This is a genomic window from Microbacterium sp. NPDC077644 (genome assembly GCF_040702785.1).
In the GTDB taxonomy this organism is placed as follows: Bacteria; Actinomycetota; Actinomycetes; order Actinomycetales; family Microbacteriaceae; genus Microbacterium.
Map to the genome: position 1 here is coordinate 322,116 of NZ_JBFBME010000002.1, position 26,970 is coordinate 349,085.

The window sequence follows — 26,970 nt, forward strand, 5'->3', positions numbered from 1 at the left end:
TCGGAGAGGACGACGGACGATGGTCGACGCCGCAGATGACGCCGCCCCGGGCGATGCCACCCAGAAGCCCGAGACCGGTTCGGTACCGCCGATCGCCGATCTGACCGACCGCCCTGCGCCGACTCCCGGGCCGTTGACGAAGCCCGCTCCGGTCGTGCGGCCTCCCAAGCGCGCTGCGCGCTGGCTCGTGCCCGTCATCGTCGTCGTCGTGCTCGCCGCCGTCGCGGGCGCCGTGATCGCCTGGCAGGTGGCGCAGTCCGGGATCGCATGACCTCCTGGACAAGCTCGGCGATCGCCCTTCTCGAGGCCGACGCCAACCGCAGCGCCGACACGCACCTGCACGTGTTCCCTCTGCCCGCCGAGTGGGGCATCGACCTGTATCTGAAGGACGAGTCGGTCCATCCGACGGGCTCGCTCAAGCACCGCCTGGCGCGCTCGCTCGTCCTCTACGGTCTGGTCAACGGCCGCATCACCGAGGACACGACGCTCGTGGAGGCATCCAGCGGGTCGACCGCGGTGTCGGAGGCGTACTTCGCCCGGATGCTCGGTCTGGACTTCATCACGGTCGTGCCGCGCTCGACGAGCCCCGAGAAGATCGAACTCATCGAGTTCTACGGCGGGCGGTGCCATTTCGTCGACAGCGGGCCGGAGATGTACGGCGAGGCCGAGCGCCTCGCCGCCGAGTGCGGCGGCCACTATCTCGACCAGTTCACGTACGCGGAGCGCGCGACCGACTGGCGCGGCAACAACAACATCGCCGAGAGCGTGTTCAGTCAGCTCGAGCGGGAACGGCATCCGATCCCGGAGTGGATCGTCGTCGGGGCCGGCACCGGCGGAACGAGCGCCACGTTCGGACGGTACGTGCGGTACCGGCGGCATCCCACCCGCGTCGCGGTCGTGGACCCCGAGGGTTCGGCGTTCCACGGCGGATGGAGCACGGGGTCGGCGGACTACACGACCGGCACGCCCAGCCGCATCGAGGGCATCGGGCGGCCGCGGGTCGAGCCGTCTTTCGTGCCCGGCGTCATCGACGAGATGATCCAGGTTCCGGATGCGGCGTCCGTCGCGGCCGTGCGTCTGCTCAAGGAGCGCACGTTGCACTGGGCGGGCGGGTCGACGGGCACCAATCTCGTCGGCGCGTTCCAGCTGATCGCGCGGATGCGCGCCGCAGGACGCACCGGCAGCGTGGTGACGCTGATCTGCGACGGCGGGGCCCGCTACGCCGGAACGTACTATTCGGACGACTGGGTGTCCGAGCAGGGCTGGGATCTCGCCCCGCACCGGGCGCGTCTCGAGCGGTTCCTCGAGACCGGGGTCTGGAACGACTGACCCGGTTACGATGACGGCATGACCACTCTGATCCTCACCGTCGCCGGATCCGATCGCCCTGGCCTCGTCGCCGCCGTCGCCGACATCGTCGACGCGCACGGCGGCAACTGGGAGAGCAGCCAGCTCGCCGAACTCGCGGGCGTGTTCGCGGGAGTCGTCCAGGTCTCGGTCCCCGCCGAGCAGGAGGCGGATCTGCAGGAGGCGCTGCGGGCGCTGGACGGGACGCTGACGGTCTCAGTGCACACCGGTGCGGATGCTCCGGCTCCTGCCGATCAGCCCATCACCCTGCAGGTGCTCGGCAACGATCAGCCGGGCATCGTGCGCGAGGTGTCCGCCGTGCTGCGCGCGCACGAGCTCAGCATCCACGACATGACGACCGAGACGCGGGATGCCGCGATGGCCGGAGGACGCCTGTTCGAGGCATCCGTGGCGGCGACGGTCCCGGCATCCGCCGATCTCGCCGCCCTGCGCGCCGACCTGGAGCGTCTGACCTCCGAGCTCCAGGTCGACATCACGCTCGACTGAGCGCGCGTCCCTCGATCCCTGAGCTTGTCGAAGGGTTCGAGGGACGCGACCTCGGTCTCAGACCAGGCGGGACTTCGGCGAGACCGCGTAGGTGTCCTCGGCGTCCCGGTTCACCGTGCCGCCGAGTGCCTCGTCGATCGCGGTGAGCGTGTCGGCATCCAGCGTCACGCCCGACGCCTTGACGGTGTCGGCGAGCTGCTCGGGGCGGGATGCGCCGACCAGCGCGGCAGCGACGTTCTTGTTCTGCAGCACCCACGCGATCGCGAGCTGCGGCATCGTGAGACCCGCCTGTTCGGCGATGGGCTTCAGCTTCTGCACGGCCGTGAGAATGTCATCCCGCAGGAGCCGCTTGATGAAGTCGGCACCGCTGTGCGGGTCGGTCGCGCGCGACCCCTCTGGCACGGGCTGACCGGGCAGGTACTTGCCGCTGAGCACGCCCTGCGCCATGGGCGACCAGACGATCTGCGAGATGCCGAGCTCTTCGGATGCCGGGACGATCTTGCCCTCGATGACGCGGTGCAGCATGGAGTACTGCGGCTGGTTCGAGATGAGCTGCACGCCCAGCTGCTTCGCCAGGGCGTGGCCCTCGCGCAGCTGCTCTGCCGTCCACTCGCTCACGCCGATGTAGAGGGCCTTGCCCTGGCGGACGACGTCGGCGAAAGCCTGGAACGTCTCCTCCAGCGGGGTCTCGTAGTCGAAGCGGTGGGCCTGGTAGAGGTCGACGTAGTCGGTTCCGAGGCGCTTCAGCGAACCGTTGATGGACTCGAGGATGTGCTTGCGCGACAGTCCGGTGTCGTTCGGTCCCTTGGGCCCGGTCGGGAAGTACACCTTGGTGAAGATCTCGAGGCCTTCGCGCCGCTGACCTTCGAGCGCCTTGCCGAGGATGACCTCTGCCGCGGTGTTGGCGTACGTGTCGGCCGTGTCGAACGTCGTGATGCCGGCGTCGAGCGCGGCGTGCACGGTCTTCACCGCGGCGTCGTCCTCGACCTGGGAGGCGTGCGTCACCCAGTTGCCGTAGGTGATCTCCGAGACCTTGAATCCGCTGTTACCGAGATAGCGATAGTTGACCATGTCTCAACGCTACGGCCACTCGGCCGGCATGGCGCCCGCATGTCAGATTGTCACGGGCTCCGGCTGCGTCCGGGCGCTCGCGACGGCGCGGGCGGTGACGATGATGACGGCGACGAACGCCAGGGCGCTCACCGCGTACAGCGGGAGGTACCAGGGGGAATGGTTTCCGCCGGAGATCAGGAAGGTGTCCGCGAGCGCCATTCCCGGGCCGAAGGATGCCACGAAGTATCCCGGGGCTCCGAGGATCAGCAGCGCCAGGGGCCCGGACACCGCGACGATCGGCGGCACTCGATTCGCCACGCACACCCAGGCAGCGGCGATCGCGAGCGCGGGTCCGATGCCGAGGACGACGAGAGGGGCCATCAGGTTCACCGCTTCGCCGGACGCGACCATCGCCCCGTTGATCTCGGCCAGGGAGCTGCCGGGCACTGCGGCGAGCGGGTTCAGGACCAGGATCTGGACCGCCGCCCACGCGGCGTACAGCGTGACGGCGACCGCACCGAGAATCGAGACGAGGACGGTCGCGCGGTGCGGTTCGTTCATGCGGCGACCGTATCGGCGCACCCTGGGAGATCACCAGGCGCGTCAGGGAAGAAGATTTTCCGGGCTCGGATTCGATCGTAGGCCCGGAAACTCTTCTCCGAGAGTCAGGCGTCCACCGATTCGCGCAGGTCGGCGCGGGTGATCGGCTGCGTCGGCACGTCGGTGGTCGAGGGAGCGGCGGTCGAGGCAGCGGATGCCGACGCCTCGGGCCCCGGCGATGGGTCGGATGCCGCGGCATCCGCCGTCGTCACGATCGACGCCCGATCGCGGAAGCCCTCGGCGGTCACCCGATCCAGATCGACCTGCTTGCGGATCGCGTACGCCTTCTCGTACAGCGACGGGTCGCCGTAACTCGTCAGCACCTTCACGATGACGGGGAGCAGCTCGATCATGAAGAACAGCGCGGCGATGAGCCAGTGCGCCCACCAGATGGTCGGCTCCTTCTCGGCGAGGCGGTTCAGGCCGCTGATCTGACTCAGCAGACCGACTGCTCCGGCGTTGCCCTGCGCGACGGAGTCGGCGCGGGCGTTGTATGCGGCGAGCGCCTGCTCGTACGTGTCACGAGCCGCGGGCAGCTGGTCGTTCGCCTGCTGGCGGTTCGCCGACTCGGACGAGGCCGTGTTCTCCTTGGCGGAGGTCTCCGCGGCGGCGAGGTCGTCGTTCGCCGTGCGCAGCTGTGCGGCCAGCGCGTCGTAGGTCTGCTGGGCCTGCGCGAGCTGCGCCTGGGCGGCATCCGAGCTCGACCCCTCGCCGTTTACCCCGGTGCAGCCGGGGACCTCGCCCGCGCCTTCACCGGTGAGCTCGCATTGGTAGAGCGCGCGCGCCTGGTCGATGACCTTCTGCTGCTCGGCCATCTTCGACGTGATGTCGTCGACGGTGGCCTGCGCGGCGGTCGTGGATGCCGAACCCGACTCGGTGTCGGCGACGATTCCCGTGGCCGCCTGGTTCTCGAGCGCGGCGACCCGCGCGGTCGCGGCATCCAGCGCCTTCTTCTCCGGACCGCTCTCGAGAGCATCCTGGTCCGACTGCGCCTGCACGATGTTCGTCGCGGCGACCTCGCGGTTGATGTCGTTGTGGAACACCTGCAGAACCAGCGGCTCGGCGACGAGGAATCCGATCAGGACCGCCATGGCGACTCGGGGAAGCGCGAGTCCGATGAGCTTTCCGATGCTGCGCGTCGACGTCATGGTCGATGTCAGGAACCGGTCGAGGTTGAAGATGATGCCGGCCCAAACGATCGCGAGGGGAACCGCGATCCACATCGCGGCCTGCACGCCCGTGGTGAGGGCGAAGAACATCGAGATCGCCGAGACGAGCGCGGTACCTGCGAGCACGAAGAACATCTGCACGAATCGGGGCGTCTCGCCGGGAACCCGGTCGAGGATCTCGCCGTCCGCGCCGCCGAGGATCGCCATGGTGCGCAGCCGCGACCCGCGCGTGCGCGGCGCTTTCTTCTCGCGCTTCCCCTTCGCGGCCCGGCGCCGCGCGACCTTCATCTTGGTGGGCCCGAACGCGCCCTGCGCCCGCTCGAGGTCGCCCAGCTCATCGACCGCGGGCTCGGCCCCGCGCGGCTCGTCGCGGGTCGCGGATGTCTCGCTGCCGGTGGGCTCGTAGCTGCGGAGGAAGTCGAGGTCTTCGTCGGTGACGGAGCCCTCGGGGGCTTCGCCGTCGATCGAGATCTGCCCGTCGGAGCCCGTGCGGCCAGGGCGATGCGCGGAATAGGACATCCCTAGAGGCTACGAAACTCCGCCTGAGCGACAGCCGGAAGCCCGTCAGTCCGCAGACAGGGCGGCCGCTGCGACCTCGTCCTCGGTGGTCGCCACGAGCTGGCCGCAGGCGCCGTCGATCTCCTTGCCGCGGGTATCGCGGAGGGTCGTCGGGATGCCGGCATCGTTGAGCCGGCGGACGAACTCGTCGGTGACGTCCTTCTCGGACGACGTCCACACCGACCCCGGAGTCGGATTGAGCGGGATCGGGTTGACGTGCACCCAGCCGCGGCCGCGCTGGTTGAGCTTCTCCGCCAGCAGGTCCGCACGCCACGCATGGTCGTTCATGTCCTTGATGAGCGCGTACTCGATCGAGACGCGGCGACCGGTCTTCTTGTAGTACTCGTGCGCGGCATCCAGCGCCTCGTCGACCTTCCACCGCGAGTTCACGGGGATGAGGTCGTCGCGCAGATGGTCGTCGGGCGCGTGCAGGGAGAGCGCGAACGTGACGGGGATGTTCTCGTCCGCGAGCTTCTTGATCGCCGGCACGAGTCCGACCGTCGACACCGTGATGCCGCGAGCGCTCATGCCGAGGCCGTCAGGCTGCGGGGCGACCATGATGCGCACGGCATCCATCACGCGCTTGTAGTTGGCGAGCGGTTCGCCCATGCCCATGAAGACGATGTTGCTGACGCGCTCCATGGAGTGGTCGTCGCGCTTCTTTCCGCCCAGTTCGCCGTTCGCGATGACACGGTTGGCGCGGACGATCTGCTCGATGATCTCGGCGGTGGACATGTTGCGGGTCAGGCCCGCCTGGCCGGTGGCGCAGAACGGGCAGTTCATGCCGCATCCGGCCTGGCTCGAGACGCACAGCGTGATCCGGCCCGGGTATCGCATGAGCACCGACTCGACGAGCGCGCCGTCGTGCAGTCGCCAGAGGAACTTGATCGTGTCGCCGCGGTCGGTCTCCAGCCGCCGCACCTCGGTGAGCAGCGGCGGAAGCATCCCGGCGACGAGCTCGTCGCGCTGCGCGGCTGGGAGGTCGGTCATCTGGGCGGGGTCGGACGTGTAGTGCGTGAAGTAGTGGGTCGCGAGCTGCTTGGCACGGAAGCCGGGCAGCCCGAGTTCCTTGACCTTCTCGATCCGCTCTGCCGGCGTCAGATCCGCCAGGTGCACCGGCGGCTTGCCGCGCTTCGGGCTCGCGAACTGCAGCAGCGGACGGCCTTCGGCGTCCTTCTGCTGCGTCCATCCCTCCGTGCGCGGTCGCACCTGCGCTTTCGCCGGGCCCGTCTGGCGGATGGAAGATTTGTCGGTCATACCCTCCAGGGTACGGGCTGAGGGGTGGGAATGCCCTGGATCGCGCCGCTCGCACCGGTTGTCATGACAAGTCGGCATCCGAGAGAATGAGGGCAGTCCCGATGAAGGAGCCCCATGTCTGATCGCCTCGCCCGCGCGCGTGCCGCCGGCGTCCTCGCCGTCCTCCGCGCCCCCTCCCCCGAGTCCGCCCTCGAGACCGCCGAGGCGATCATCCGCGGTGGGGTGACGGGCATCGAGGTCACGTACTCCACCCCCGATGCGCCGTCCGTGATCCGCGAGCTCATCGCTCGCCATGGGGATGCCGCCTACGTCGGCGCGGGAACCGTGACGTCGGCCGACGAAGCACACGCCGCCGTCGAGGCGGGCGCGGAGTTCCTCGTGAGCCCCGGCACCCTGCCCGACCTCACCCGCACGATGCTCGACACCGGAGCCGTCGTGATGACCGGCGCACTGACGCCGACCGAGATCATGGGGGCACTGGGGCTCGGCGTCGACGTCGTGAAGGTGTTCCCGGCATCCCTCGGCGGGCCGTCCTACTTCGGCGCGCTGCGCGGACCGTTCCCGGATGCTCCGCTCATGCCCACCGGCGGCGTCAGCCCCGACAACCTCGCCGCGTGGTTCGCGGCCGGATCGGTCGCGGTGGGCGCTGGCGGAGACCTCGCGAACTCGGCGTCGATCGCCGCGCAGGACTGGGACGACATCACGGCGCGCGCCGCGCGGTTCGCTGCGGCGCTGGCCGCCGTGCGCGCTTGACCCTGCCCGATCTGCTGCCCTGGGCGTGGATCGCACTCGGGGCGGCCGCCGTCACCATCGGCATCTCGAAGACCGCACTGCCGGGCGGCAGCACACTCGCGATCGCGTTGTTCGCCTCGGTGCTCCCCGCTCGCACCTCCACGGCGGCGATGCTCCTCCTGCTCATCGTCGGCGATGTGTTCGCACTCATCTCCTACCGGCGCCACGCGCACTGGCCGACGCTGCTGCGCCTCGCACCCGCCGTCGTCCTCGGCCTCCTCACCGGGTTCGCGTTCCTCGCTCTCGCCGGTGACGGCATCGTGCGCCGCGCGATCGGCGTCATCCTGCTCGCGATGATCGCGGTGACACTGTGGCGGCGTTCGCGACCCATCACGTCATCGCCCGGGGGCAACCTGCTGCTCGCGGGCACCTACGGCACGCTCGGCGGGTTCACGACCATGGTCGCCAACGCAGGCGGGCCCGTGATGTCGATGTACTTCCTCGCGACACGCGCGCAGGTCATGACGTTCCTGGGCACGTCGGCATGGTTCTTCGCGATCGTGAACATCGTCAAGGTGCCGTTCCTCGCGGGTCTCGGGCTGTTCCCCGCCCCGGTGCTGCTGATGGATGCCGTGCTCGCACCGCTGGTCGTGATCGGCGCGCTGATCGGCCTGCGCATCGCCCGGCGGATCGATCAGCGACTCTTCGACCGGATCGTGATCGGCCTCACGATCGTCGGAGCGGTCTACCTGCTGTTCTGACGTCGTCGACGGACCCCGAGCCGATCACCGCGGCCCGAATCCCGGATGAGCCCTCGCGGGCACAGCATGTCGAACATGTGACACGCCGCGTGGCCGCCGCATCGTCTGGGATTCGGCACGCCGGTGCCGGTGCCTGCTCAGTCCAAGAAGATGTCCGGGAAGAGGCGGTCGTCGGGGGTGCCGGGGATCGCGGCGTAGCCGGAGAAGTCCGTCACGCCGTCCGCCTCGAGCACATCCTCGACGATGAGCGACTGACCCGTGTACGACGCCGCGGGCTTCGTGAGCACCGAATACGCGGCATCCGCGTAGATGTCGGCCGTGCGGCTGGCGGCCATGACCTTGTCGCCGCCGAGCAGGTTCTGCACCGCGGCGGTCGCGATCGTCGTCCGCGGCCACAGAGTGTTCGCGGCGATGCCGTCTGCGGCGAACTCGGCGGCGAGCCCGAGCGTCACCATGGTCATGCCGTACTTCGCGAGCGTGTAGCCGGTGTGCGCGCCGAGCCACTTCGGCGTCGGGTTCAGCGGCGGCGAGAGCGACAGGATGTGCGGATTCGCGGCACCCTTCAGCACCGGCACGGCGGCCCGCGAGAGCATGAACGTGCCGCGGACGTTGACGTCCTGCATCAGGTCGTACTTCTTCGCGCCCAGGTCGAGCGAGCGCGACAGGTCGATGACGCTGGCGTTGTTGATGACGATATCGATGCCGCCGAACTCGCCCTGCGTCTTCATGACCGCTTCGGTGATGTCGTCGTCCTCGCGCACGTCGCCGACGATCGGCAGTGCATTGCCGCCGGCTGCGCGGATCTGCTCGGCGGCCGTGTGGATCGTGCCCTCGAGCTTCGGATGCGGGGTGTCGGTCTTGGCGAGCATCGCGATGTTCGCGCCGTCGCGCGCAGCGCGCAGCGCGATGGCGAGGCCGATGCCGCGGCTGCCGCCCGACATCAGGATGGTCTTTCCAGCAAGGGTGCTCATGGGTCTCCCTGGGTGATGGTTCTGCGGATGCTTACTTGGGTGCCATGCGGATCGCGCCGTCGAGGCGGATCGTCTCGCCGTTGAGGTAGCCGTTCTCGACGATGCTCTGCACGAGTGCGGCATACTCGGCAGGCTTGCCGAGGCGTGCGGGGTACGGCACCTGCTGTCCGAGCGACGCCTGCGCCGCCTCGGGGAGGCCGGCGAGCATCGGGGTCTCCATGATCCCGGGCGCGATCGTGCACACGCGGATGCCGTAGCGCGCGAGCTCACGGGCGATCGGCAGCGTCATGGCGTGCACACCGCCCTTCGACGAGGCGTACGCGGGCTGACCGATCTGGCCGTCGAACGCGGCGACGGACGCCGTGTTCACGATGACGCCGCGGTCTCCGCCGTCGGTGGGGTCGTTCTTCGCGATCACGGCCGCGGCCTGGGAGGCGACGTTGAACGTGCCGACGAGATTGATGCGGATGACGCGCTCGAAGTCGGCGAGCGCGGTGGGGTTGCCGTCGCGGTCGAGCACCTTGGCCGGGGTCGCGACCCCGGCGCAGTTGACGACGATGCGCAGCGGGGCGTGCCCGTTCGCGGCGGCGACGGCGGATGCGGCATCCTCGGCGTTCGTCACGTCGCCGGGGACGAACGCGCCGCCGAGCTCCGCGGCCATCTCGGCCCCGGCCGACGACGGCAGGTCGAGAAGCGTGACGTGCGCTCCTGCGGCGGCGAGGGCGCGGGCGGTGGCGAGGCCGAGGCCGGAGGCTCCGCCGGTGATCAGCGCACCGGATCCCTGGATCTGCATGGTTCTCCCTCGAACGGATTGCAACTCAGTGTCAGCATACGCGGTTCTCAGTGTCACCTCTGGCCATTCCGATCACGGAGGTGTTGGCTGGGGTCATGGAACTGCGTCGCAAGCGAGCCTACGACACCGCCGAATCCTCCGACGGCTTCCGGGTCCTCGTCGACCGGCTGTGGCCACGGGGCCTGTCGAAGGAGCGCGCTGCCATCGATCTGTGGGCCAAGGACACCGCTCCGAGCCCGGAGCTGCGCAAGGCCTGGCATGCCGCATCCGCCGAGGAGTGGAGATCCTACGCCGACCGCTATCGCGCCGAACTCGACGGCGAATCCGCGGCCGCTCTCGACGACCTGGCCGTCGAACTGAAGAAGCACGACACCGTCACCCTCGTCTACGCCGCCCATGACGAGGAGCACAACCACGCCGTGATCCTCGAGCAGGCGCTGCGAGCGCTGCTGCCATGAGCACAACTTCGGATCCGGCGCTCGACACGCCGCGACGGTGGCCGAATCGACGGCGCGTCACGGCGGGGTTCCGAAGCTGTGCGCGGCGCAGCGGCCCGATGTGAAGGATTCCGGATGGCGCATCCGGTGATGTTCTCCCCCGACGATCCGCTCCTGGCGCGGGTGCGGCGGATCGCGCTCGCGCTGCCGGAGGCCGACGAGAAGGTCAGCCATGGGCGCCCGGCGTTCTTCACGCTGAAGGTGTTCTGCTACTTCGGCGGCTCGGTCGGCGTCGACGGCGAGTGGGTCGCGCACGATGCGGCGATCATGGTGCGCCCCGATCCCGACGATGAGCCGGCGCTGCGGCAGGACCCGAGATTCTGGGTGCCCGCCTACCTCGGGCCGTCCGGCTGGCTCGGCGTCGACCTGACCGCTGACACCGACTGGCAGGAGGTCGCCGAACTCATCGATGCCTCCTACCGGGTCACCGCTCCCCGCCGGCTCGTGAAGCAGCTCGACGAGGACTAACTCCAGACGAACCGGAAGGTGCCGGCGAGCACGGCGGCGGCGAGCGCGAGCGTCATGATCGCCGCTCCGCCGAGCAGCGCGACGGCATCCCTCCCGTGCAGGGTCGACGGCCGCGACCAGGTGCGCGGCATGCCGGACCCGAAGCCGCGCGCCTCCATCGCGAGTGCGAGCCTGGTCCCCCGCCGCACCGCGAAGACGAGCAGCACGAACGCCATGGAGAAGAAGCGCCGGATCGCTCCGCTGTCGCCCACCCCGCGCGCCCGGCGCGCGAGGCTCATCGTGCGCCAGTCGTCGAGGAACAGTCCGAGCATCCGGGTACCCGCGAGGATGCCGAGCACGAACCGACTGGGCAGCCTCGCGACCTGCGCGAGGGCGTCGGCGAGCTCGGTGGGGTCGGTGCGCCCGAACAGCACGATCGTCGGCAGGCCGAGGGCCACGACCCGCAGGCTCACCGCGATCGCGAGCGCGATCGAGTCGTCGCTGATCGTCGCGAACCCGAAGGTCCAGTGGATGCGCCCGGCGGGTTCGGCGTAGAGCAGCATGCTCAGGCCTGCGATCGGGGCGAACACGACGATCGGCAGGATGCGCCGGAGCACCGTCGGCAGCCGCAGGCCCGTGAGCGGCAGGCACAGCAGCTGCAGCGCGATCGCGACGAGTCCGCTGACGACGTCGATCGAGGCGAACAGCGGCACGGACAGCAGCAGCGCGAGAACGATCTTCGTGACCGGGTTCACTCCGTCGAGCCAGGGCCGCGGTGGCGCCGCAACAGCAGAGGTCATGCGCGCACCTCCTGCAGCACGAGATCGATCCGGTGTCCGCCGAGGTGCCGGACCACGCCCTCGTCGTGCGTCACGGCGACGACCGAGGTTCCGGCGGCGATCTGCTCCTGCAGCAGCGCGACCAACTCGATCCAGCCGCGACGGTCCTGCCCGAAGGTCGGCTCGTCGAGGACGATCACCTCAGGGGATGCCGCGAGCACGGTCGCGACCGACAGCCGGCGCTTCTGTCCGCCCGACAGCGTGAAGGGGCCGGCGAGCGCGAGTGGTGCGAGGTGCAGCCGCTCGAGCAGCTCGTCGACGACGGTGGCGGTGCGGGACGCCGTCCACCCGAGCGCCCGGGGGCCGACCGCGAGCTCCTCGCGCAGCGTGGGCTTCAGGAACTGGTGCTCCGGCTCCTGGAAGACGGTGCCGATGCGGGTGAGCAGCTCGCGCGAGGTCCACTGGATCGGCCGACGTCCGCGCCTCCCGGCGAGCGAGCGCGCGGACTCGACGACGCCCGCGTGCTCGGGGATGAGGCCGGCGAGCGTCAGCGCGAGCGTGGACTTGCCGACGCCGTTGGGTCCGGTGACCACCGTCGCCTGCCCGCGCGGCACCTGCACATCGAGCCCGGCGCGCACCACCGCGTTCCGTTCGCGTGCGATCGACAAGCCGGATGCCGCGAGCACGGGCTCCGCGGTGTCCGGGGCGCCCGGCAGCCGAGGCAGGTCGACCTCACGGCCGGGCACCCAGACGCCGGCCGCCGCCAGCGCGTCGCCGTGCTCGGCGAACACGCGAGAGGGTGCGCCGTCGGCGAGCAGTCCCCCGTCGGCTCCGAGCACGATCACGCGGGTCATGAGCGAGGCCCACACCGGCGTGCGGTGCTCGACGACGACGAGCGTCGCACCGGTGGCCTCCACGGCGCGCTCGACGCTCGCCCTGACCTCGTCGACCCCGTCGGGGTCGAGGTTCGCGGTCGGCTCGTCGAGCAGAAGCAGCCCGGGCCGCATCGCCAGGACGCCTGCGAGCACGAGTCGCTGCTTCTGCCCACCGGAGAGCGCCTTGGTCGCGCGCTGCAGCGGCACGGCGAGGCCGACGGCCTCCATGGCCTCCGCCACCCGATCGGGAATCTCGGATGCCGGCACGCCGAGGTTCTCGCATCCGAACGCGACGTCGTCGCCGACCTTGGACAGCACGATCCCGGCATCCGGGTCCTGCATCACGAGCCCCGCCTGCCCTCGGCGGGACTCGGGGGCCGCGCCGTCGACGAGCAGCGAGCCGGTCCGCTCGCCCTCATCGGCATCGCCGAGGACCCCTGCGAGCCCGGCGAGCAGGGTCGACTTGCCTGCGCCGGATGCGCCGAGCAGCAGCACGCGCTCGCCGGGCTCAATCGTGAAGGTGACGTCTGAGACCGCCGGACGCCTGCGCCCCGCGTAACGCCAGCCCCAGCCCGCCGCCTGCACGCGGGCCGGGGTGGTCCCAGCCCCGCTCATCTCAGACCTCGCGGATGCGCTCTCGCCCTGCCGCGAAGCGGCTGAGCGCCCCTGTGGCGGCGAGGGCGCGCACCAGCAGCCAGCCCACGACACCGGCGAGCACGATGCCCGACACGATGAGGCACACGAGGTAGATCGTGTTGAACTCGAGGGACTTCAGGATGTTCGGGGAGCTGCCGTAGAACAGCTCGAAGATCCACGCGGCGATGCCGGCGCCCGCACCGGCGAGACCGGCGACGACGATGCCGAAGCGGCGGTACAGGAACAGCGCGAAGATGAGCTCGGCCCCGAGACCCTGCACGATGCCGGAGAGGATCGTCGAGACCCCCCAGACGTTGCCGATCAGCATCGAGACGATGGCCGCGACGAGTTCGACGACGAGGGCGGCGCCCGGCTTGCGGATCACGAGGCCGCCGACGACGCCGCCGAGCAGCCAGATGCCCACCGCGATGCCGCCGAAGCCAGGGGTCAGCGCGTCGGCGGCGCTGAACCATGCGTAGCCGATGGTGTTCCAGCCCCAGAAGACGAGGCCGATCGCGACGCCGAGGACGGCGGCGACGACGATGTCGACGACGCGCCAGCGCCAGCGACTCGGTGCGATCGTCTGGGCGATCGCGGACGTGCGTGTAGACGTACTCATCTGAGCTCCTCCCTGCGCCGGCATGATCCGGATCAGGTTCGACGGTCGAAGCGCTTCTCGCTCCCTCTCAGCCCGGCATCGCCCGGACTCCCGTGGTTGTGCCCTCGATCATACCCGCCTCCCGTGCCCGGCGTTACAAGATCGACACCGGGGATTGGGTAGCGTGGGCAGGTGACCATTGACGATGCGACGCCTGTGATGACCCGTCGCGCCTTCCGTGCTCACCGGGAACGCACCACGGTCCCCACCGGTTCGGCACCGGCATCCGTCGAGGCGCCGCTTCCCGTTCCGCCGCCGGAGTCGCCAGAGGATCAAGAGCCTGCCGTCCAGTGGGCGGATTCCGAGCGGCCCGCGACCGCGCTCCTCTGGCTCGAGACAGCCGATGTCATCGAGACCACGCTTCCCGCCGATCTGGATGCTGCGGCGACCCGCCCGTCCGGTGACGACCTGCTCGCCGGGACCCGTTCCGGACTGCTGCGCACGCGCTGGCTCGTGCCGCTGGGCACGCTCGCACTGTGCACCGTCGCCTATGGCGCCTCCATGCTCCTGTGGCCGCTGCACGCCGTCGCCCCGGTCGCCTCAGCCGTCGAGGTCCGGATCGCGCCGGCCGCGGCATCCGACATCACGTGGCCGTCCGGGGGCAGCTCGGGCGTCGGAATCGCGGGAGTGTCCTCCGTCGCATCGGCGACCGGAGCCGTGCCGATCGCCAGCGTGACGAAGGTGGTCTCGAGCCTGATGGTGCTCGACCGACTGCCGCTGGCGCTGGGCGAACAGGGACCGGAATACGCGTTCACGTACGCCGACAGCGTCGAGTACTGGGACTACCGCGTCTCGGACCAGTCCGCACTCGATGTTCCCGTCGACGGCGTACTGACCGAGTACCAGCTGCTGCAGGGGACCCTGCTCGGATCGGCGAACAATTACATCGACCGGCTGGCACGGGAGATCTGGGGCTCGGACGCGCAGTTCGCCGCCGCGGCGAAGACGTGGCTCGCCGACCGCGGCCTGAGCGACATCACGATCGTCACGCCGTCCGGCTTCGACGACCGCAACACGGCCACGCCCGCCGCCCTTCTGAAGCTCGGCGAGCGCGCCATGCAGAACCCCGTCTTCGCCGAGATCGTGGGCACGAAGAGCGTCGAGCTTCCCGGCGCAGGGGTCGTGACGAACACCAACGGGATGCTGGGCGACGCCGGCGTCGTCGGCATCAAGACCGGCACGCTCGGCGAGGACTGGAACCTGCTCACCGCCAAGGACGTCACGGTCGACGACGTCACGGTGCACCTGTACGCGGCCGTCCTCGGGCAGGACGACGACAAGGGCCGGCTTGCGGCGACGCGATCTCTGTTCACGCAGGTCGAGGCCGACCTCACAGCTGCCGGGCCGACCGTCGCCGCCGGCACGGTCGTGGGCCGGGTGCAGACGGACTGGGGCACGACGGTCGACATCGTCACGGACGACGACGCCACGGTCGTGCAGTGGAACGGAGCGACCTCGGCCGCGACCGTGACCCTCGATCTCATGGACCAGTGGGCCGAGGGCGATGACGTCGGCACGCTCGCCGTTCACGGACCCGTGGATGCCGAGACCGTCGACGTCTCCCTCGCCGAAGAGGTCACGGGCCCGAGCCCTTGGTGGCGCCTGACGCACCCGCTGCAGCTGCTCGGCATCATCACGAAGTGACCGGACCGGAACGCTGAGGGGCGGGGCGCCCTCCCGGTCGCCCCGCCCCTCACTCCTGCGTCAGTTGTCGCCGCGCTGTTCGGCGCTTCCCGCATCGACGCTCTCGGCATCCGACGCCTCGCCCGTCACGACGACGGGGACCGAATCGGTCAGCGCCTCTTCGGCATCGATGTCGGTCGCGGCCTGCTCGAACTGCGACTGGTACAGACGCCAGTACGCGCCCTGCGCCGCGATGAGCTCGTCGTGCGAGCCCTTCTCGACGATGTCGCCGTGCTCCATCACGAGGATGAGGTCGGCGTCGCGGATCGTCGACAGGCGGTGCGCGATCACGAACGACGTGCGGCCCTGTCGCAGTGCCGCCATCGCGTGCTGCAGCAGCAGCTCGGTGCGGGTGTCGACCGCGCTCGTCGCCTCGTCGAGGATGAGGATCGACGGCTGCGACACGAACGCGCGCGCGATCGTGATCAGCTGGCGCTCACCGGCCGACACGTTCGAGGCGTCCTCGTCGAGGACCGTCTCGTACCCGTCGGGGAGCGAGTGCACGAACCGGTCGACGTAGGTCGCCGTGGCCGCCTCGACGACTTCCTCATCGGTCGCGGTGGCACGGCCGTAGCGGATGTTCTCGAGGATGGACCCGGCGAACAGCCACGGGTCCTGCAGCACCATGCCGGTGCGCGAGCGCAGCTCTTCCCTCGTGACGCCGGCGATGTCCTGACCGTCGATGAGGATCCGGCCGGAGCTCAGCTCGTAGAACCGCATGATGAGGTTCACCAGAGTCGTCTTGCCCGCACCGGTCGGTCCGACGATCGCGACGGTCTGACCCGGCTCGACCCGGAACGACAGATCCTTGATCAGCGGACGGTCCGGCGTGTACGAGAAGGACACGTCCTCGAACTCGATGACGCCGCGGCCGGCGACATCGGGGTCGGGCAGCGTCGCAGCATCCTCGGCATCCGGTTCCTGCTCGTCGGCGTCGAGGAAGTCGAACACGCGCTCGGCCGACGCGGTGCCGGACTGCACGACCGCCGCCATGCCGCCGAGCTCCGAAAGCGGCTGGGTGAACTGCTGCGAGTACTGGATGAACGCCTGCACGTCGCCCAGGCGCAGCTGGCCGCTGGCGACCATCAGACCGCCGAGCACTGCGATGCCGACGAAGGTCAGGCTGCCGACGAAGGTCATGGCGGGCATGATGATGCCCGACAGGAACTGCGCCTTGAAGCTCGCCTGGTACAACTCCTCGTTCTCAGCCTGGAAGCTCTCGAGGGCCTCCTGCTCGCGGCCGAAGACCTTGACGAGCGCGTGGCCCGAGAAGGACTCCTCGACGCGGGCGTTCAGGCGCCCGACCTTGCGCCACTGCGTTCCGAACGCCTTCTGCGAGCGCGGGCCGATGATGCCGAAGATGACGCCCATCAGCGGGAGCGCGACGAGGGCGACCAGGGCGAGCTGCCACGAGATCGAGAACATCATGACCAGCACGCCGATGACGGTCAGCACCGAGGTCAGCGCGCCCGACAGCGACTGCTGCATCGTCTGGGTGATGTTGTCGATGTCGTTCGTGACGCGCGAGATGAGCTCACCGCGCTGCACCTTGTCGAAGTACGACAGCGGCAGGCGGTTGATCTTCGCCTCGACGGACTCGCGCAGGCGCCACATGGTGCGGACCATGATCACGTTGATGACGTAGCCCTGCAGCCAGCTCAGGAGCGCCGCGACGACGTAGATCGCCAGCACCGCGATGATCACCCAGCGCAGGCGGTCGAAGTCGATGCCCGCGCCGACTTGGAAGTCGCTGAACGCGGCCACCATGTTCGCGAAGTCGTCCTGCCCCTGCGAGCGCAGCATCTCGACGACCTGCTCCTGCGTCGTTCCGGCGGGTACGCCGTTGTCGCCGAGGACCTTCGAGATGTAGCCCTCGTAGATGAGGTTGGTCGCCTCGCCGAGCACCTTGGGCGCTGCGACCGTGAGCACGACGCCGACGGCGCCGAAGAACGACACCAGCACGAACCAGGCGGCGGAGGGCTTGAGCAGCCCGATCATGCGGGCGAAGCTCTTGCCGAAGTTGTCGGCCTTGCCCGGCTTGATGGCGTCCCAGTCGCCGGAGTTCTGACGGGCCGCCTCGGCGAGCTCCGCCTCGTACTGCTCCTCGGGAGTCAGCGTCTCGGTGGGGCCCACCTGTGCGTCGGGCCCAGGAGTGGGGGCGTTGCCGCTCATGCGTCCACCCCCAGCTGCGACTCGACGATCTCGCGGTAGGTGTCGTTGGTCTCGACGAGTTCGTCGTGCGTGCCGACGCCGACCATCTCTCCTCCTTCAAGGACCACGATGCGATCGGCATCGGTGATCGTGGACACGCGCTGGGCGACGACGATCTTCGTCACCTGCGGCAGCTCTCGCCACAGGGCTTGTCTCAGCCGTGCGTCGGTGGTCAGGTCGAGCGCCGAGAACGAGTCGTCGAAGACGAGGATCTCGGGCTGGTGCACCAGGGCTCGGGCGATCGCCAGACGCTGGCGCTGACCGCCGGAGACGTTGGTGCCGCCCTGGGCGATGCGGGTCTCGAGCCCGTCGGGCATCTCGGAGACGAAGTCCTTGGCCTGGGCGATCTCGAGCGCATGCCACAGCTCCTCGTCCGTGGCATCCGACCGGCCGTAGCGCAGGTTCGACGCGATCGTTCCGGTGAACAGGAACGGACGCTGCGGCACGAGGCCGATCGTCTTCCACAGCGCGTCCATGTCGGCCTCGCGCACATCGACGCCGCCGACCCGCACCGTGCCACCGGTGACGTCGAACAGCCGCGGGATGAGCGAGACCAGCGTGGTCTTGCCGGCGCCGGTGGATCCGACGATCGCGACGGTCTGGCCGCGCTCCGCGCCGAACGAGATGTTCCTGAGCACCGCGGAGTCGGCTCCGGGGTAGGTGAACTCGACGTCCTCGAACATCACGGTGCCGGGCACCGGGAAGTCGGTTGCGCCGTCCTCGGGACGCTCGAGGCTCGACTCGGCGTCGAGCACCTCGCCGACGCGCTCCGCCGAGACGGCCGCACGCGGGATCATCATCGCCATGAAGCTCGACATGATGACGCCCATCATGATCTGGCCGATGTACTGCATGAAGGCGAACAGCGTGCCGACCTCGACGTTGCCGTTCTGGACCTCGAGCCCGCCGAACCAGATGACGCCGACCACGGTGACGTTGAGGATCAGCATGAACAGCGGGAACAGCAGCACGAACAGCGAGCCGATGTTGCGGCCGAGCTTCATGAGGTCGGTGTTCGTCTCACGGAACCGCTCCTCCTCGACGCGCTCGCGCACGAAGGCGCGGACGACGCGGACGCCGGTGAGCTGCTCGCGCATGACGCGGTTGATCTGGTCGAGCTTGCCCTGGTTCTTGCGGAACAGCGGGACCATGCGCATGATGATCAGCACGGCGACGATCAGCAGCACGGGCACGGAGACGGCGATCAGCCAGCTGAGGCCGACGTCCTGCTGCACGGCCATGATGATGCCGCCGATGGCGAGCAGCGGCGCGGTGACGAACATGGTCGCGCCCATCATCGCCAGCATCTGCACCTGCTGCACGTCGTTGGTGTTGCGGGTGATGAGGGAGCCGGCGCCGAACTGCGACACCTCGCGCTCCGAGAAGCCGCTCACGCGCGCGAACACGTCGGAGCGGATGTCGCGGCCGACGCTCATGGCCGCCTTCGCGGCGAAGTACGTGGCGACGACCGAGCAGACGATCTGGCCCAGCGAGACGACGAGCATCCAGGCGCCGGTGCGCCAGATGTACCCGGTGTCGGCGGCCGCGACGCCCTGGTCGATGATGTCGGCGTTCAGGCGGGGCAGGTAGAGCGTGGCCAGGGCGCTGGCGAACTGGAAGACCAGCACGCCGACCAGCAACGGCCAGTACTTGGAGAGATAGCGGAAGAGGAGTTTTCCGAGCATAGAGGAGGAGTCCTTCTGGAGAAGAGCCCGAAAGGGCCAGAAGCTAGCGTGCCACGACCCGCCGACATTGCCCATCCCCCGTGAGGATTATCCGCTCAGGGCGAACGACCCGCAGATGAGGCCGGATTTCTCACCCGCGTCCAAGAACCTGCGACGTCGTCGTCAGCCGAACAGCGGGGTCTCCGGGACGTATCCGCGAGCGCCGGCACCGGCATCCTCGGCGAGTTCCGCGATCGTCGCCGGCTGCCACCGCGGCGAGCGGTCCTTGTCGACCAGTTGCGCTCGAATGCCCTCGGCGAGGTCGGGATGCTGCGTCGCGAACCACATCACGCGCCGGTACTCGCCGATCAGCGCATCCCGAAGGGTGCCCTCGCGCGCCTCGCGCACGGCATCCAGCGTCACCGCGAGGCCCGTCGGCGACAGCTCGGCGAGCGTGGCTGCGGTGGCGGATGCCGACACCTCTGCGCGTGCGGAGAGCCGATCCGCGATCTCGCCCACGGAGTCCGCCGAGAAGACCTCGTCGATCCAGGCGCGCTCCCCCGCGAGCGCCGAGGCCTCGGGCGTCTCATCGAACAGCAGCACGAGTTCGGACGGGCTCGTCGGATCGGCGCGGTTGCGCAGCGCCTCGCGCAGGTCGTCGAGCCGCTGCGAGGGCACGTAGTGGTCCGCGAAGCCGGCGTACACCGCATCCGCCGCCGTCATGATGCCCCCGGTGAGCCCCAGGTATTCGCCGAGGCATCCCGGGGACCGGCCCAGCAGATACGTGCCGCCGACGTCGGGGGTGAATCCGATGCGGGTCTCCGGCATGGCCAGCCGGCTGCGCTCGGTGACGATGCGGATCGCGGCGTGGCCGGCGAGGCCGATGCCGCCGCCCATCGTGATGCCGTCGGCGATCGCGACGATCGGCTTCGGGTACTCCGAGATCATGAGGTTCAGCGCGTACTCGGCGCGGAAGAAGTCCGCCGTCCGCTGCGCCTCGCCGGCCGTGACCTGGTCGTAGAGGGCGCGCACGTCGCCGCCGGCGCACAGCCCGCGGTCGCCGGCACCGTCGAGCAGGACGATGTCGATGTCGGTGTCGTCGCGCCAGGCGTCGAGGGCGGCGGTCAACTGCCCGATCATGTCGAGGTCGAGCGCGTTGATCGCCTTCGGCCGGTTGAGGGTGAGCCGCCCGAGCGCACCTTCGGTGCGGACGAGAACGGTGGGCTCGGCGTCGATGTCAGTCACCCTGGCCACGTTACATGGGCCTGTTCTGGGGTTTCTGCGCTCGGTCGATGCGGAATTCTGCGTGTTTTCCGGCAAGATGGGGAGAACGTCCATGCAGGAAAGGCACTTGATGGCAGACGGACAGCTGATCGAGTTCGACCGTGCGACCAAGCGCTTCGGCGCCGTCGCCGCGGTGTCGGACTTCTCCGCGCGCGTCAATCCGGGCGTCGTGACCGGGTTCCTCGGGCCCAACGGCGCCGGCAAGACCACGACCCTGCGGATGCTGCTCGGGCTCGAGCGGCCGACCAGCGGCACGGCCACGATCGGCGGCTCCCGCTACGCGGAGCTGCGCAGCCCCGCCGGCGTCATCGGCGCGATGCTCGACGACCCCGGCTTCCGCGCCCGTCGCACGGTCGAGCGCCACCTGATCACGACGGCCAAGGCGAACGGCATCCCGCTGGGCCGCGTCGGCGAGCTCATCTCCTTCGTCGGACTCGATGCCGACGTCGACACCCGCATCGCCGCCCTGTCGCTCGGGATGCGCCAGCGCCTGAGCGCGGCGACCGCTCTGCTCGGAGACCCCGGAGTCCTCGTGCTCGACGAGCCGGCCAACGGGCTCGATCCCGAGGGCATCCGCTGGATGCGCACGCTCATCCGCGGCCTCGCCGACGAAGGACGCACCGTCCTGGTCTCGTCGCACGTCCTGTCGGAGGTCGAGCAGATCGCCGACGAGATCCTCGTGATCGCGCGCGGCGAGCTGAAGTTCGCCGGCACCATGGAAGACCTCGCCGACCCCCGCAGCGGGCCCGTCGTCGTGGATGCTCCCGATCGCGATGCCCTGTCGGGTGCGCTGGCGGATGCCGGCTACGACTACGAGATCCTGCGATCGGGCCTCACCGTCCGCGGCAGCGACGCCGCGACGATCGGTCGCGTCACGGCGCGCGCCGGCGTCGCGCTGACGACTCTGCAGCAGCGCGGTCCGACGCTCGAGGACGTCTTCCTCGACCTCGTCAACGACCGGTACGTCCGCCCGGAGCCGGCTGCGACGACGGACACGGACACGCTGTTCGAGATGACGGATGCCCAGGACGCGGCGGACGCGGAGACCCCCGCGGAAGCCGCCGAGGTGGACGCGACCCTCGAAGAGTCCGCATCTGAGGAATCCGAACCTCTCGAGTCCGAGCCGGCGGAGCCGGCTTCGAACGCGCCCTCGCCCGCGGAGGTTCCTTCCGACGAGGAGTCCGGCGCGAGTGACGTCGCAGACGAGATGCCTGCCCCGGACCAGGCATCCACCGACGAGCGCCCGCTGCCGGGCCTGGCCGGTCTCGCCGCTGTCGCCAGCATGTTCGCGAACCCGGTCACCGACCCGAGCGGCGCGGCCGCCGAGGTCGAGGCCGTCGAGGCCGAGACGGCAGAGGATGCCGGGGCCGCGGAGGAATCCGAAGCAGCCGAGGACGAAGCAGAGTCCGAAAGCGCCGACGCCGACGATGCGACCCGTGTGATCGACATCGTCCCGGGGCTCGACGAGGCCGCCTCTGACGACGCGTCGGCAGAAGATGCCTCAGTCGATGGCCTGGCCTCGTCCGAGGACGCGGCACCCGAAGAGAGCGCAGCAGAGGGCACGCACGAGCACGACTCCGAAGAGTCCGACCGGGGCTGAGCTCAGACCGGGCGCGGACGGATGACCGGCCGCTGACGTCCCGTAACCACGGGGATCGGCGCCGTTCCCGCGAGTTCGACGACATCCACCGGCTCCTCGGATGCGTCCAGCCGAAGCGCCTGCGTGAGCGCGAGTCCGTGCCGGGTGGTGAAGATCAGCCGTTGGAACTGCTCGTCGCCGTCGAGATCGATGACCACGCTCGGCCGACGCCGGCGGATGAGGACGAAGTCCGTCGTCGCGGCCGCCTTCCAGGTGCCCGCGGCGAGGATGCCGGGAAGGTGCGTGCCGGGCCCTGGGACGCCGCGCAGCCACGTCCACGCGTCATCGGTGAGCTGAACCTTCGTGATGGTCTCCCGCGCGACCCGCAGGTTCTCGCGGTGGAACGTGGCCGCACGCTCGACCGGAGAGAGCACAACCTCGAGCTGCGTCTGGTCCAGGAGCAGGGTCACCATTCGTCCAGTCTGCCAGCGTCGACCTGCAAACGGCGTGCGACTTCCTCACAGCCCGACAACGATCACGTTGTGCGGTTCCTCACTCGCGCCGTGCGCAGCTCCGGAGAAAGTGCGCTCCGTCGCCGTGCGCGACGACGACAGCGGAATTCTGGAAGAACTCCGGAGTCATGCGGGACGCGAGGCGGATGCGGCAGCCCGCGCGGCCGCCGGGAGTGCTGCCTCGATGCGGCTGAGCGCCTCGTCATCGTGAGCCGCGGTGAGGAACCACGCCTCGAACACGCTCGGCGGCAGCGCGACGCCCTGCTCCCGCATGGCGTGGAAGAAGGGGGCGTAGCGGAAGGACTCCTGCGCCTGCGCTTCGGCGTACGTGCGCGGCGCGGTCTCGGCGAAGGCCACGCCGAACAGGTTGCCCGCCCGTGGGATGGCGTGCACGACGCCGGCCTCGGTGAGCGCGGCATCAAGAGCATCGGCGATGCGGGATGCCGCGGCATCCACCTTCGCGTAGACCGCAGGCGTGGCCAGGCGCAGGGTCTCGAGGCCCGCGGCGACGGACAGCGGGTTCCCCGACAGGGTTCCCGCCTGGTAGACCGGGCCGGTCGGCGCGAGCAGATCCATGACGTCGGCGCGTCCGCCGAGGGCGGCCAGCGGCATCCCTCCTCCGACGACCTTTCCGAACGTGATGATGTCGGGCAGGTACTCCTCGCCCGTCGCCGCCTGCAGCGCCCAGAACCCGGCGTGGTGGACGCGGAACCCGGTGAGCACCTCGTCGAGGATCATGAGCGCGCCATGGCGGTGCGCGGTGTCGGCGATGAACCGGTTGAACCCCGGCTCGGGCGCGACGACGCCCATGTTGGCGGCGGCGGCTTCGACGATGACGGCGGCGATCCGGTCGCCGTGCTCGGCGAACACGGCCTCGAGCGCTTCGCGGTCGTTGTATCCGATCACGAGGGTCTGCGCGGCGATCGGCGCGGGGACTCCGGCAGACCCCGGCAGCGCCAGGGTCGCGACGCCGGAACCGGCCTCGGCGAGCAGTCCGTCCGAGTGGCCGTGGTAGTGGCCGGCGAATTTCACGAGCAGATCGCGGCCGGTGGCGCCGCGGGCGAGGCGGATCGCGGTCATGGTCGCCTCGGTGCCGGTGGAGACCAGGCGCACGCGCTCGATCGGTGCGAGGTCGCCGAGGCGGACGCGCTCGGTGATCTTGCGCGCGAGCGCGACCTCGCCCTCGGTGGGAGCGCCGAACGACAGGCCGCGGGCCGCGGCATCCTGCACGGCGGCGACGACCTGAGGATGCGCGTGCCCGAGCAGCGCCGGCCCCCACGATGCCACGAGGTCGACGTATTCGTCACCCGCGGCATCGGTCACGTACGCGCCGTGGGCGGATGCCAGGAACCGGGGCGTCCCGCCAACGGATCCGTACGCGCGGACCGGCGAGTTCACACCTCCGGGGGTCACCGTGCGCGCGGCGGAGAAGAGCTCGTCGTTGCGGTCGGTCATGGTGGCTCCTGTTCGTGCTTCGGTTCGGCTTCGGCTCGCTTCGCTCGCTCAGCCCGGTTCGTCTCGCTTCGCTCGCTCAACCACCCGCGAAAGGCATCCTCTCAAGGCCCGCCCGAGAGGCCACCCGGGCGCCCCGGGCGGGTCAGCGTTCGCGGAGCCAGCCGGCGGCTTCGGTCGCCCAGTACGTGAGGACGGCGTCGGCGCCGGCGCGACGGATCGACAGCAGGGACTCGAGCACGGCAGCGCGGCGGTCGATCCAGCCGTTCGCCGCGGCCGCCTCGATCATCGCGTACTCGCCCGAGATCTGGTAGGCCCACACCGGCACCCGCACCGCGTCGCGCACCTCGCGCAGCACGTCGAGGAAGCTCATCGCGGGCTTCACCATCACGATGTCCGCGCCCTCGGCCTCGTCGATCAGCGCCTCGCGGACGCCCTCGCGACGGTTGCCCGGATCGAGCTGGTACATGCGCCGATCGCCCTGCAGCTGCGAGTCGACGGCCTCGCGGAAGGGACCGTAGAACGCACTGGCGTACTTGGCCGCGTAGCCCAGCAGCAACGTGTCGGTGAAGCCCTCGGCATCCAGCCCGCGACGGATCGCCGTGACCTGGCCGTCCATCATTCCCGACAGCCCCAGCAGGTGCGACCCGGCGCGCGCCTGCGCGAGCGCCATCGCCACGTACCGGTCCAGGGTCGCGTCGTTGTCGACGGAGCCGTCGTCCGCCAGCACTCCGCAATGCCCGTGGTCGGTGAACTCATCGAGGCAGAGATCGGTCTGCACGACGAGACGGTCGCCCACCTCCGAGACCAGCGCGCGCGTGGCCACGTTGAGGATGCCGTCGGGGTCGTCCGCACCGGAGCCCGTGGCATCCCGCACCTGAGGAACGCCGAACAGCATGACGCCGCCGACTCCGGCCTCCGCAGCCTCGACGGCTGCGCGGCGCAGGGAGTCCAGCGAGTGCTGGACGACGCCGGGCATCGACGAGATCGGCACGGCCTCGCTCAGCCCCTCGCGCACGAACATCGGGAGGACGAGCTGCTGCGGCTCGAGCGTCGTCTCGCGCACGAGAGCGCGGACGCCCGGCGACTGCCGCAGCCGCCGCGGTCGGATGTCAGGGAAGCCTGCGGATGCGGGGCTCACGGCGCGAACTCGTCGGCCGCGTGCGGAAGCGTGAAGTGCGAGACGGCGTCGATCAGGGCGTCGACGGTCTGCTTGTCGGCCACCACCGTGATCGGGAGGCCTGCCCGGCGGGCGTCGTTCGCGGTGCGCGGCCCGATCGCGGCGAGCAGGGTCTCGTCCGGGATGTCGGGGAACTGCTCGCGCACCTGCTCTGCGACCGATCCGCTCGTGATGAGGATCGCGTTGATGCGGCCGCTCTCGACGTCGCGGCGGATGCGCTCGGTGACCGGCACGCCGACCGTGCGGTAGGCGACGATGCTCGACACGTCGTGACCTGCGGCGATGAGCGAGCGGGTCAGCACGGGCTTGGCGATCTCGCTGCGGAGGGTCAGGATGCGACGGGGCTCCGGCTCGAGACCGATGAGCTGCTGGGCCATACCCGCCGCGGAGTTGTCGGTGTCGGGGACGAGCGCGACCTCGTAGCCGACGGCCTGGAGCGCCGCGGCGGTCGTCTCGCCGACGGCGGCGATCTTCGTGGACTTCGGCACGACGGCACGATGCGCGAAGAGGACGTCGACCGTCGTGGCGCTCGTGATCGTCAGCCAGTCGTACTCTCCGGCGGCGAGCTTCTCGAGGGCGTCGTCCAGCGCCGCCTGGTCGGTCGTGGGGCCGAAGTTGATGAGCGGCGCCACGACAGGGGTCGCGCCCTGGGAGCGCAGGGACGCGGCGACGCCGTCGCCCCACGGGCCTCCTCGCGGGACGAGGACGCGCCAGCCGGACAGCGGCTTGTCGTGCTTGGTTTCGGGTGTGGTGGTCATCACGGTTGCTCTCGGGGTACGAGGTCGGCCGCCCCTTGTTCGAGCAGCCGACGGGCGACAGAGATCCCGAGCTCGTGTGCGGCGAGAGTCGGGTTCGCGCCATCGGCAGCATCCGCTTCGTTGCCACTGCCGTGACTCCGAATATACCCCCGGTTCAGGGATTCCGTGACGTCGAGCCCGATCCGCCGCTCTCCGGCGGGGTCGTAGACGACGCTCCGGACGCGCACGGCGTCGCCTGTGACGACCGCGTGCGCCGCCATGGGCGCCTGGCATCCGGCATCCAGCCCCTCGAGCACGGCGCGCTCCACCGTGATCGCCAGACGGGTGCTCTCGTCGTCGAGTTCGGCGAGCGCGGAGCGCAGATCGGATGCCGCATCCGCCGTCGTCTCGACCGCGAGCGATCCCTGCCCCGGAGCCGTCGGCCATTCGGCGAGTCCCAGTTCTTCGCGCTGGAGCGCCGTCTCGGATCCGAGTCGGGACAGGCCGGCGGCGGCGAGGATCACCGCATCCAGTTGGCCGGACTCAACGCGCGCGAGGCGCGAGTCGACGTTGCCGCGGATGTCGACGACCTCGGCGCGCGGAGCGCGGATGCGCACCTGTGCGATCCGTCGCGGCGAGCCGGTGCCGATCTTCGCACCGGCGGGCAGCCGGTGCAGCGGCGTCCCGTCACGGGTGATCACGACATCGCGGGCGTCCTCGCGCACGGGCGTCGCCGCGATGACAAGGCCGTCCGGGATCGCGGTGGGCAGATCCTTGAGCGAGTGGACGAGGATGTCGCACTCGCCGGCGAGCAGAGCCTCACGAAGACGCGTCGCGAAGATGCCGAGCCCACCGATCTCGGACAGGGAGGCGCGGTTCGTGTCGCCCTCGGAGACGATGGGCACGAGCTCGACGGGTCGGCCGGAGATCTTCTCGAGGGCTGCGGCGACGTGCCCGGACTGGGCCTGGGCGAGCGCGCTGCGCCGCGTGCCCAAGCGGATCGGACGCTGTCGGATTGAGGTCGACAT

26 protein-coding genes and 1 riboswitch are annotated in these 26,970 nt (G+C 70.0%); of the genes, 9 read left to right on the forward strand and 17 right to left on the reverse strand.

Translation table 11 applies throughout. From position 1 onward, the window contains the following. Positions 1-19 precede the first annotated feature (19 nt). The 3 genes from AB0269_RS08440 to AB0269_RS08450 are packed head-to-tail and all read left to right on the forward strand — an operon-like array spanning position 20 to position 1,854. Positions 20-271: a hypothetical protein gene (locus AB0269_RS08440; protein WP_175984969.1), complete on the forward strand. Its 252-nt coding sequence runs from the start codon at positions 20-22 to the stop codon at positions 269-271. Then, positions 268-1,329: a PLP-dependent cysteine synthase family protein gene (locus AB0269_RS08445; RefSeq protein WP_366210766.1), complete on the forward strand. Its 1,062-nt coding sequence runs from the start codon at positions 268-270 to the stop codon at positions 1,327-1,329. The genes AB0269_RS08440 and AB0269_RS08445 overlap by 4 nt, the downstream gene beginning before the upstream one ends. Positions 1,330-1,347: 18 nt before the next feature. Next, a complete protein-coding gene (locus tag AB0269_RS08450) occupies positions 1,348-1,854 on the forward strand; it encodes an ACT domain-containing protein (RefSeq protein WP_366210767.1) in 507 nt (168 codons plus the stop codon). Positions 1,855-1,911: 57 nt separating this feature from the next. Here the strand turns inward: AB0269_RS08450 and AB0269_RS08455 are convergent, their stop codons facing one another. From AB0269_RS08455 to rlmN, 4 genes are all read right to left on the reverse strand, one after another. Continuing rightward, the gene (locus AB0269_RS08455) at positions 1,912-2,925 is read right to left on the reverse strand and encodes an aldo/keto reductase family protein (protein WP_366210768.1); all 1,014 of its coding nucleotides are present in this window, start codon (positions 2,923-2,925) and stop codon (positions 1,912-1,914) included. A 42-nt stretch (positions 2,926-2,967) separates the two neighbouring features. Continuing rightward, positions 2,968-3,468, reverse strand: coding sequence for a hypothetical protein (locus AB0269_RS08460; RefSeq protein ID WP_366210769.1), 501 nt, complete (start codon positions 3,466-3,468; stop codon positions 2,968-2,970). 104 nt (positions 3,469-3,572) lie between these two features. Further along, entirely contained in the window at positions 3,573-5,195 is a 1,623-nt protein-coding gene (locus tag AB0269_RS08465) for a DUF4407 domain-containing protein (RefSeq protein WP_366210770.1), read from the reverse strand. 45 nt (positions 5,196-5,240) lie between these two features. Next, positions 5,241-6,491 (reverse strand): 23S rRNA (adenine(2503)-C(2))-methyltransferase RlmN, encoded by a 1,251-nt coding sequence (gene rlmN / locus AB0269_RS08470; protein ID WP_366210771.1) that lies wholly within the window; start codon positions 6,489-6,491, stop codon positions 5,241-5,243. A 114-nt stretch (positions 6,492-6,605) separates the two neighbouring features. Between rlmN and AB0269_RS08475 the strand changes: the two genes are divergently transcribed. Together AB0269_RS08475 and AB0269_RS08480 are read left to right on the forward strand one after the other, a co-directional pair. Beyond that, positions 6,606-7,244 carry a bifunctional 4-hydroxy-2-oxoglutarate aldolase/2-dehydro-3-deoxy-phosphogluconate aldolase gene (locus AB0269_RS08475; protein ID WP_366210772.1) on the forward strand — a complete coding sequence of 213 codons (639 nt, stop codon included), beginning with the start codon at positions 6,606-6,608 and terminating at the stop codon, positions 7,242-7,244. 2 nt (positions 7,245-7,246) lie between these two features. Further along, positions 7,247-7,984 carry a sulfite exporter TauE/SafE family protein gene (locus AB0269_RS08480; RefSeq protein WP_366211448.1) on the forward strand — a complete coding sequence of 246 codons (738 nt, stop codon included), beginning with the start codon at positions 7,247-7,249 and terminating at the stop codon, positions 7,982-7,984. Between the two features lie 137 nt (positions 7,985-8,121). Here AB0269_RS08480 and AB0269_RS08485 read toward each other — a convergent pair whose 3' ends face one another. Both AB0269_RS08485 and AB0269_RS08490 read right to left on the reverse strand, forming a co-directional pair. Next, positions 8,122-8,955 (reverse strand): NAD(P)-dependent oxidoreductase, encoded by an 834-nt coding sequence (locus AB0269_RS08485; RefSeq protein WP_366210773.1) that lies wholly within the window; start codon positions 8,953-8,955, stop codon positions 8,122-8,124. 31 nt (positions 8,956-8,986) lie between these two features. Continuing rightward, complete coding sequence (locus tag AB0269_RS08490) at positions 8,987-9,748, reverse strand: SDR family NAD(P)-dependent oxidoreductase (protein ID WP_366210774.1); 762 nt, start codon at positions 9,746-9,748, stop codon at positions 8,987-8,989. A gap of 95 nt (positions 9,749-9,843) precedes the next feature. On the opposite strand from AB0269_RS08490, the gene AB0269_RS08495 reads away from it, so the two are divergent. Continuing rightward, positions 9,844-10,206 (forward strand): DUF488 family protein, encoded by a 363-nt coding sequence (locus AB0269_RS08495; RefSeq protein ID WP_366210775.1) that lies wholly within the window; start codon positions 9,844-9,846, stop codon positions 10,204-10,206. A gap of 114 nt (positions 10,207-10,320) precedes the next feature. Further along, on the forward strand, positions 10,321-10,713 hold the full coding sequence (locus AB0269_RS08500) for an MmcQ/YjbR family DNA-binding protein (RefSeq protein WP_366210776.1): 393 nt from the start codon (positions 10,321-10,323) through the stop codon (positions 10,711-10,713). Here AB0269_RS08500 and AB0269_RS08505 read toward each other — a convergent pair. From AB0269_RS08505 to AB0269_RS08515, 3 genes are all read right to left on the reverse strand, one after another. Next, positions 10,710-11,492, reverse strand: a complete 783-nt coding sequence (locus AB0269_RS08505; protein ID WP_366210777.1) for an energy-coupling factor transporter transmembrane component T — start codon at positions 11,490-11,492, stop codon at positions 10,710-10,712. The two genes, AB0269_RS08500 and AB0269_RS08505, sit on opposite strands and share 4 nt — an antisense overlap. Continuing rightward, positions 11,489-12,961 (reverse strand): ATP-binding cassette domain-containing protein, encoded by a 1,473-nt coding sequence (locus AB0269_RS08510; RefSeq protein ID WP_366210778.1) that lies wholly within the window; start codon positions 12,959-12,961, stop codon positions 11,489-11,491. Before AB0269_RS08510 ends, AB0269_RS08505 begins: the two co-directional genes overlap by 4 nt. Position 12,962: 1 nt before the next feature. Continuing rightward, positions 12,963-13,601: an ECF transporter S component gene (locus AB0269_RS08515; RefSeq protein ID WP_366210779.1), complete on the reverse strand. Its 639-nt coding sequence runs from the start codon at positions 13,599-13,601 to the stop codon at positions 12,963-12,965. Next, positions 13,594-13,705: riboswitch (TPP riboswitch) on the reverse strand. (Overlaps the previous gene by 8 nt.) A gap of 67 nt (positions 13,706-13,772) precedes the next feature. On the opposite strand from AB0269_RS08515, the gene AB0269_RS08520 reads away from it, so the two are divergent. Next, the gene (locus AB0269_RS08520; protein ID WP_366210780.1) at positions 13,773-15,284 is read left to right on the forward strand and encodes a D-alanyl-D-alanine carboxypeptidase; all 1,512 of its coding nucleotides are present in this window, start codon (positions 13,773-13,775) and stop codon (positions 15,282-15,284) included. Positions 15,285-15,344: 60 nt separating this feature from the next. Here AB0269_RS08520 and AB0269_RS08525 read toward each other — a convergent pair whose 3' ends face one another. From AB0269_RS08525 to AB0269_RS08535, 3 genes are all read right to left on the reverse strand, one after another. Continuing rightward, entirely contained in the window at positions 15,345-17,495 is a 2,151-nt protein-coding gene (locus tag AB0269_RS08525; protein WP_366210781.1) for an ABC transporter ATP-binding protein, read from the reverse strand. After that, positions 17,492-19,219: an ABC transporter ATP-binding protein gene (locus AB0269_RS08530; RefSeq protein WP_366210782.1), complete on the reverse strand. Its 1,728-nt coding sequence runs from the start codon at positions 19,217-19,219 to the stop codon at positions 17,492-17,494. The genes AB0269_RS08525 and AB0269_RS08530 overlap by 4 nt, the downstream gene beginning before the upstream one ends. 162 nt (positions 19,220-19,381) lie before the next feature. Continuing rightward, the gene (locus tag AB0269_RS08535) at positions 19,382-20,443 is read right to left on the reverse strand and encodes an enoyl-CoA hydratase/isomerase family protein (protein WP_366210783.1); all 1,062 of its coding nucleotides are present in this window, start codon (positions 20,441-20,443) and stop codon (positions 19,382-19,384) included. Positions 20,444-20,552: 109 nt separating this feature from the next. Between AB0269_RS08535 and AB0269_RS08540 the strand changes: the two genes are divergently transcribed. Next, positions 20,553-22,082: an ATP-binding cassette domain-containing protein gene (locus AB0269_RS08540; protein WP_366210784.1), complete on the forward strand. Its 1,530-nt coding sequence runs from the start codon at positions 20,553-20,555 to the stop codon at positions 22,080-22,082. Between the two features lie 2 nt (positions 22,083-22,084). Here the strand turns inward: AB0269_RS08540 and AB0269_RS08545 are convergent, their stop codons facing one another. The 5 genes from AB0269_RS08545 to hemC all read right to left on the reverse strand — a co-directional run bounded on the left by AB0269_RS08545 (position 22,085) and on the right by hemC (position 26,970). Then, a complete protein-coding gene (locus AB0269_RS08545) occupies positions 22,085-22,534 on the reverse strand; it encodes a hypothetical protein (RefSeq protein WP_366210785.1) in 450 nt (149 codons plus the stop codon). Between the two features lie 165 nt (positions 22,535-22,699). After that, positions 22,700-24,028, reverse strand: a complete 1,329-nt coding sequence (locus AB0269_RS08550; RefSeq protein ID WP_366210786.1) for a glutamate-1-semialdehyde 2,1-aminomutase — start codon at positions 24,026-24,028, stop codon at positions 22,700-22,702. Between the two features lie 142 nt (positions 24,029-24,170). Further along, positions 24,171-25,166 (reverse strand): porphobilinogen synthase, encoded by a 996-nt coding sequence (gene hemB / locus AB0269_RS08555; RefSeq protein WP_366210787.1) that lies wholly within the window; start codon positions 25,164-25,166, stop codon positions 24,171-24,173. Continuing rightward, positions 25,163-25,963 (reverse strand): uroporphyrinogen-III synthase, encoded by an 801-nt coding sequence (locus AB0269_RS08560; protein WP_366210788.1) that lies wholly within the window; start codon positions 25,961-25,963, stop codon positions 25,163-25,165. The genes hemB and AB0269_RS08560 overlap by 4 nt, the downstream gene beginning before the upstream one ends. Next, entirely contained in the window at positions 25,963-26,970 is a 1,008-nt protein-coding gene (gene hemC, locus AB0269_RS08565) for a hydroxymethylbilane synthase (RefSeq protein ID WP_366210789.1), read from the reverse strand. The genes AB0269_RS08560 and hemC overlap by 1 nt, the downstream gene beginning before the upstream one ends.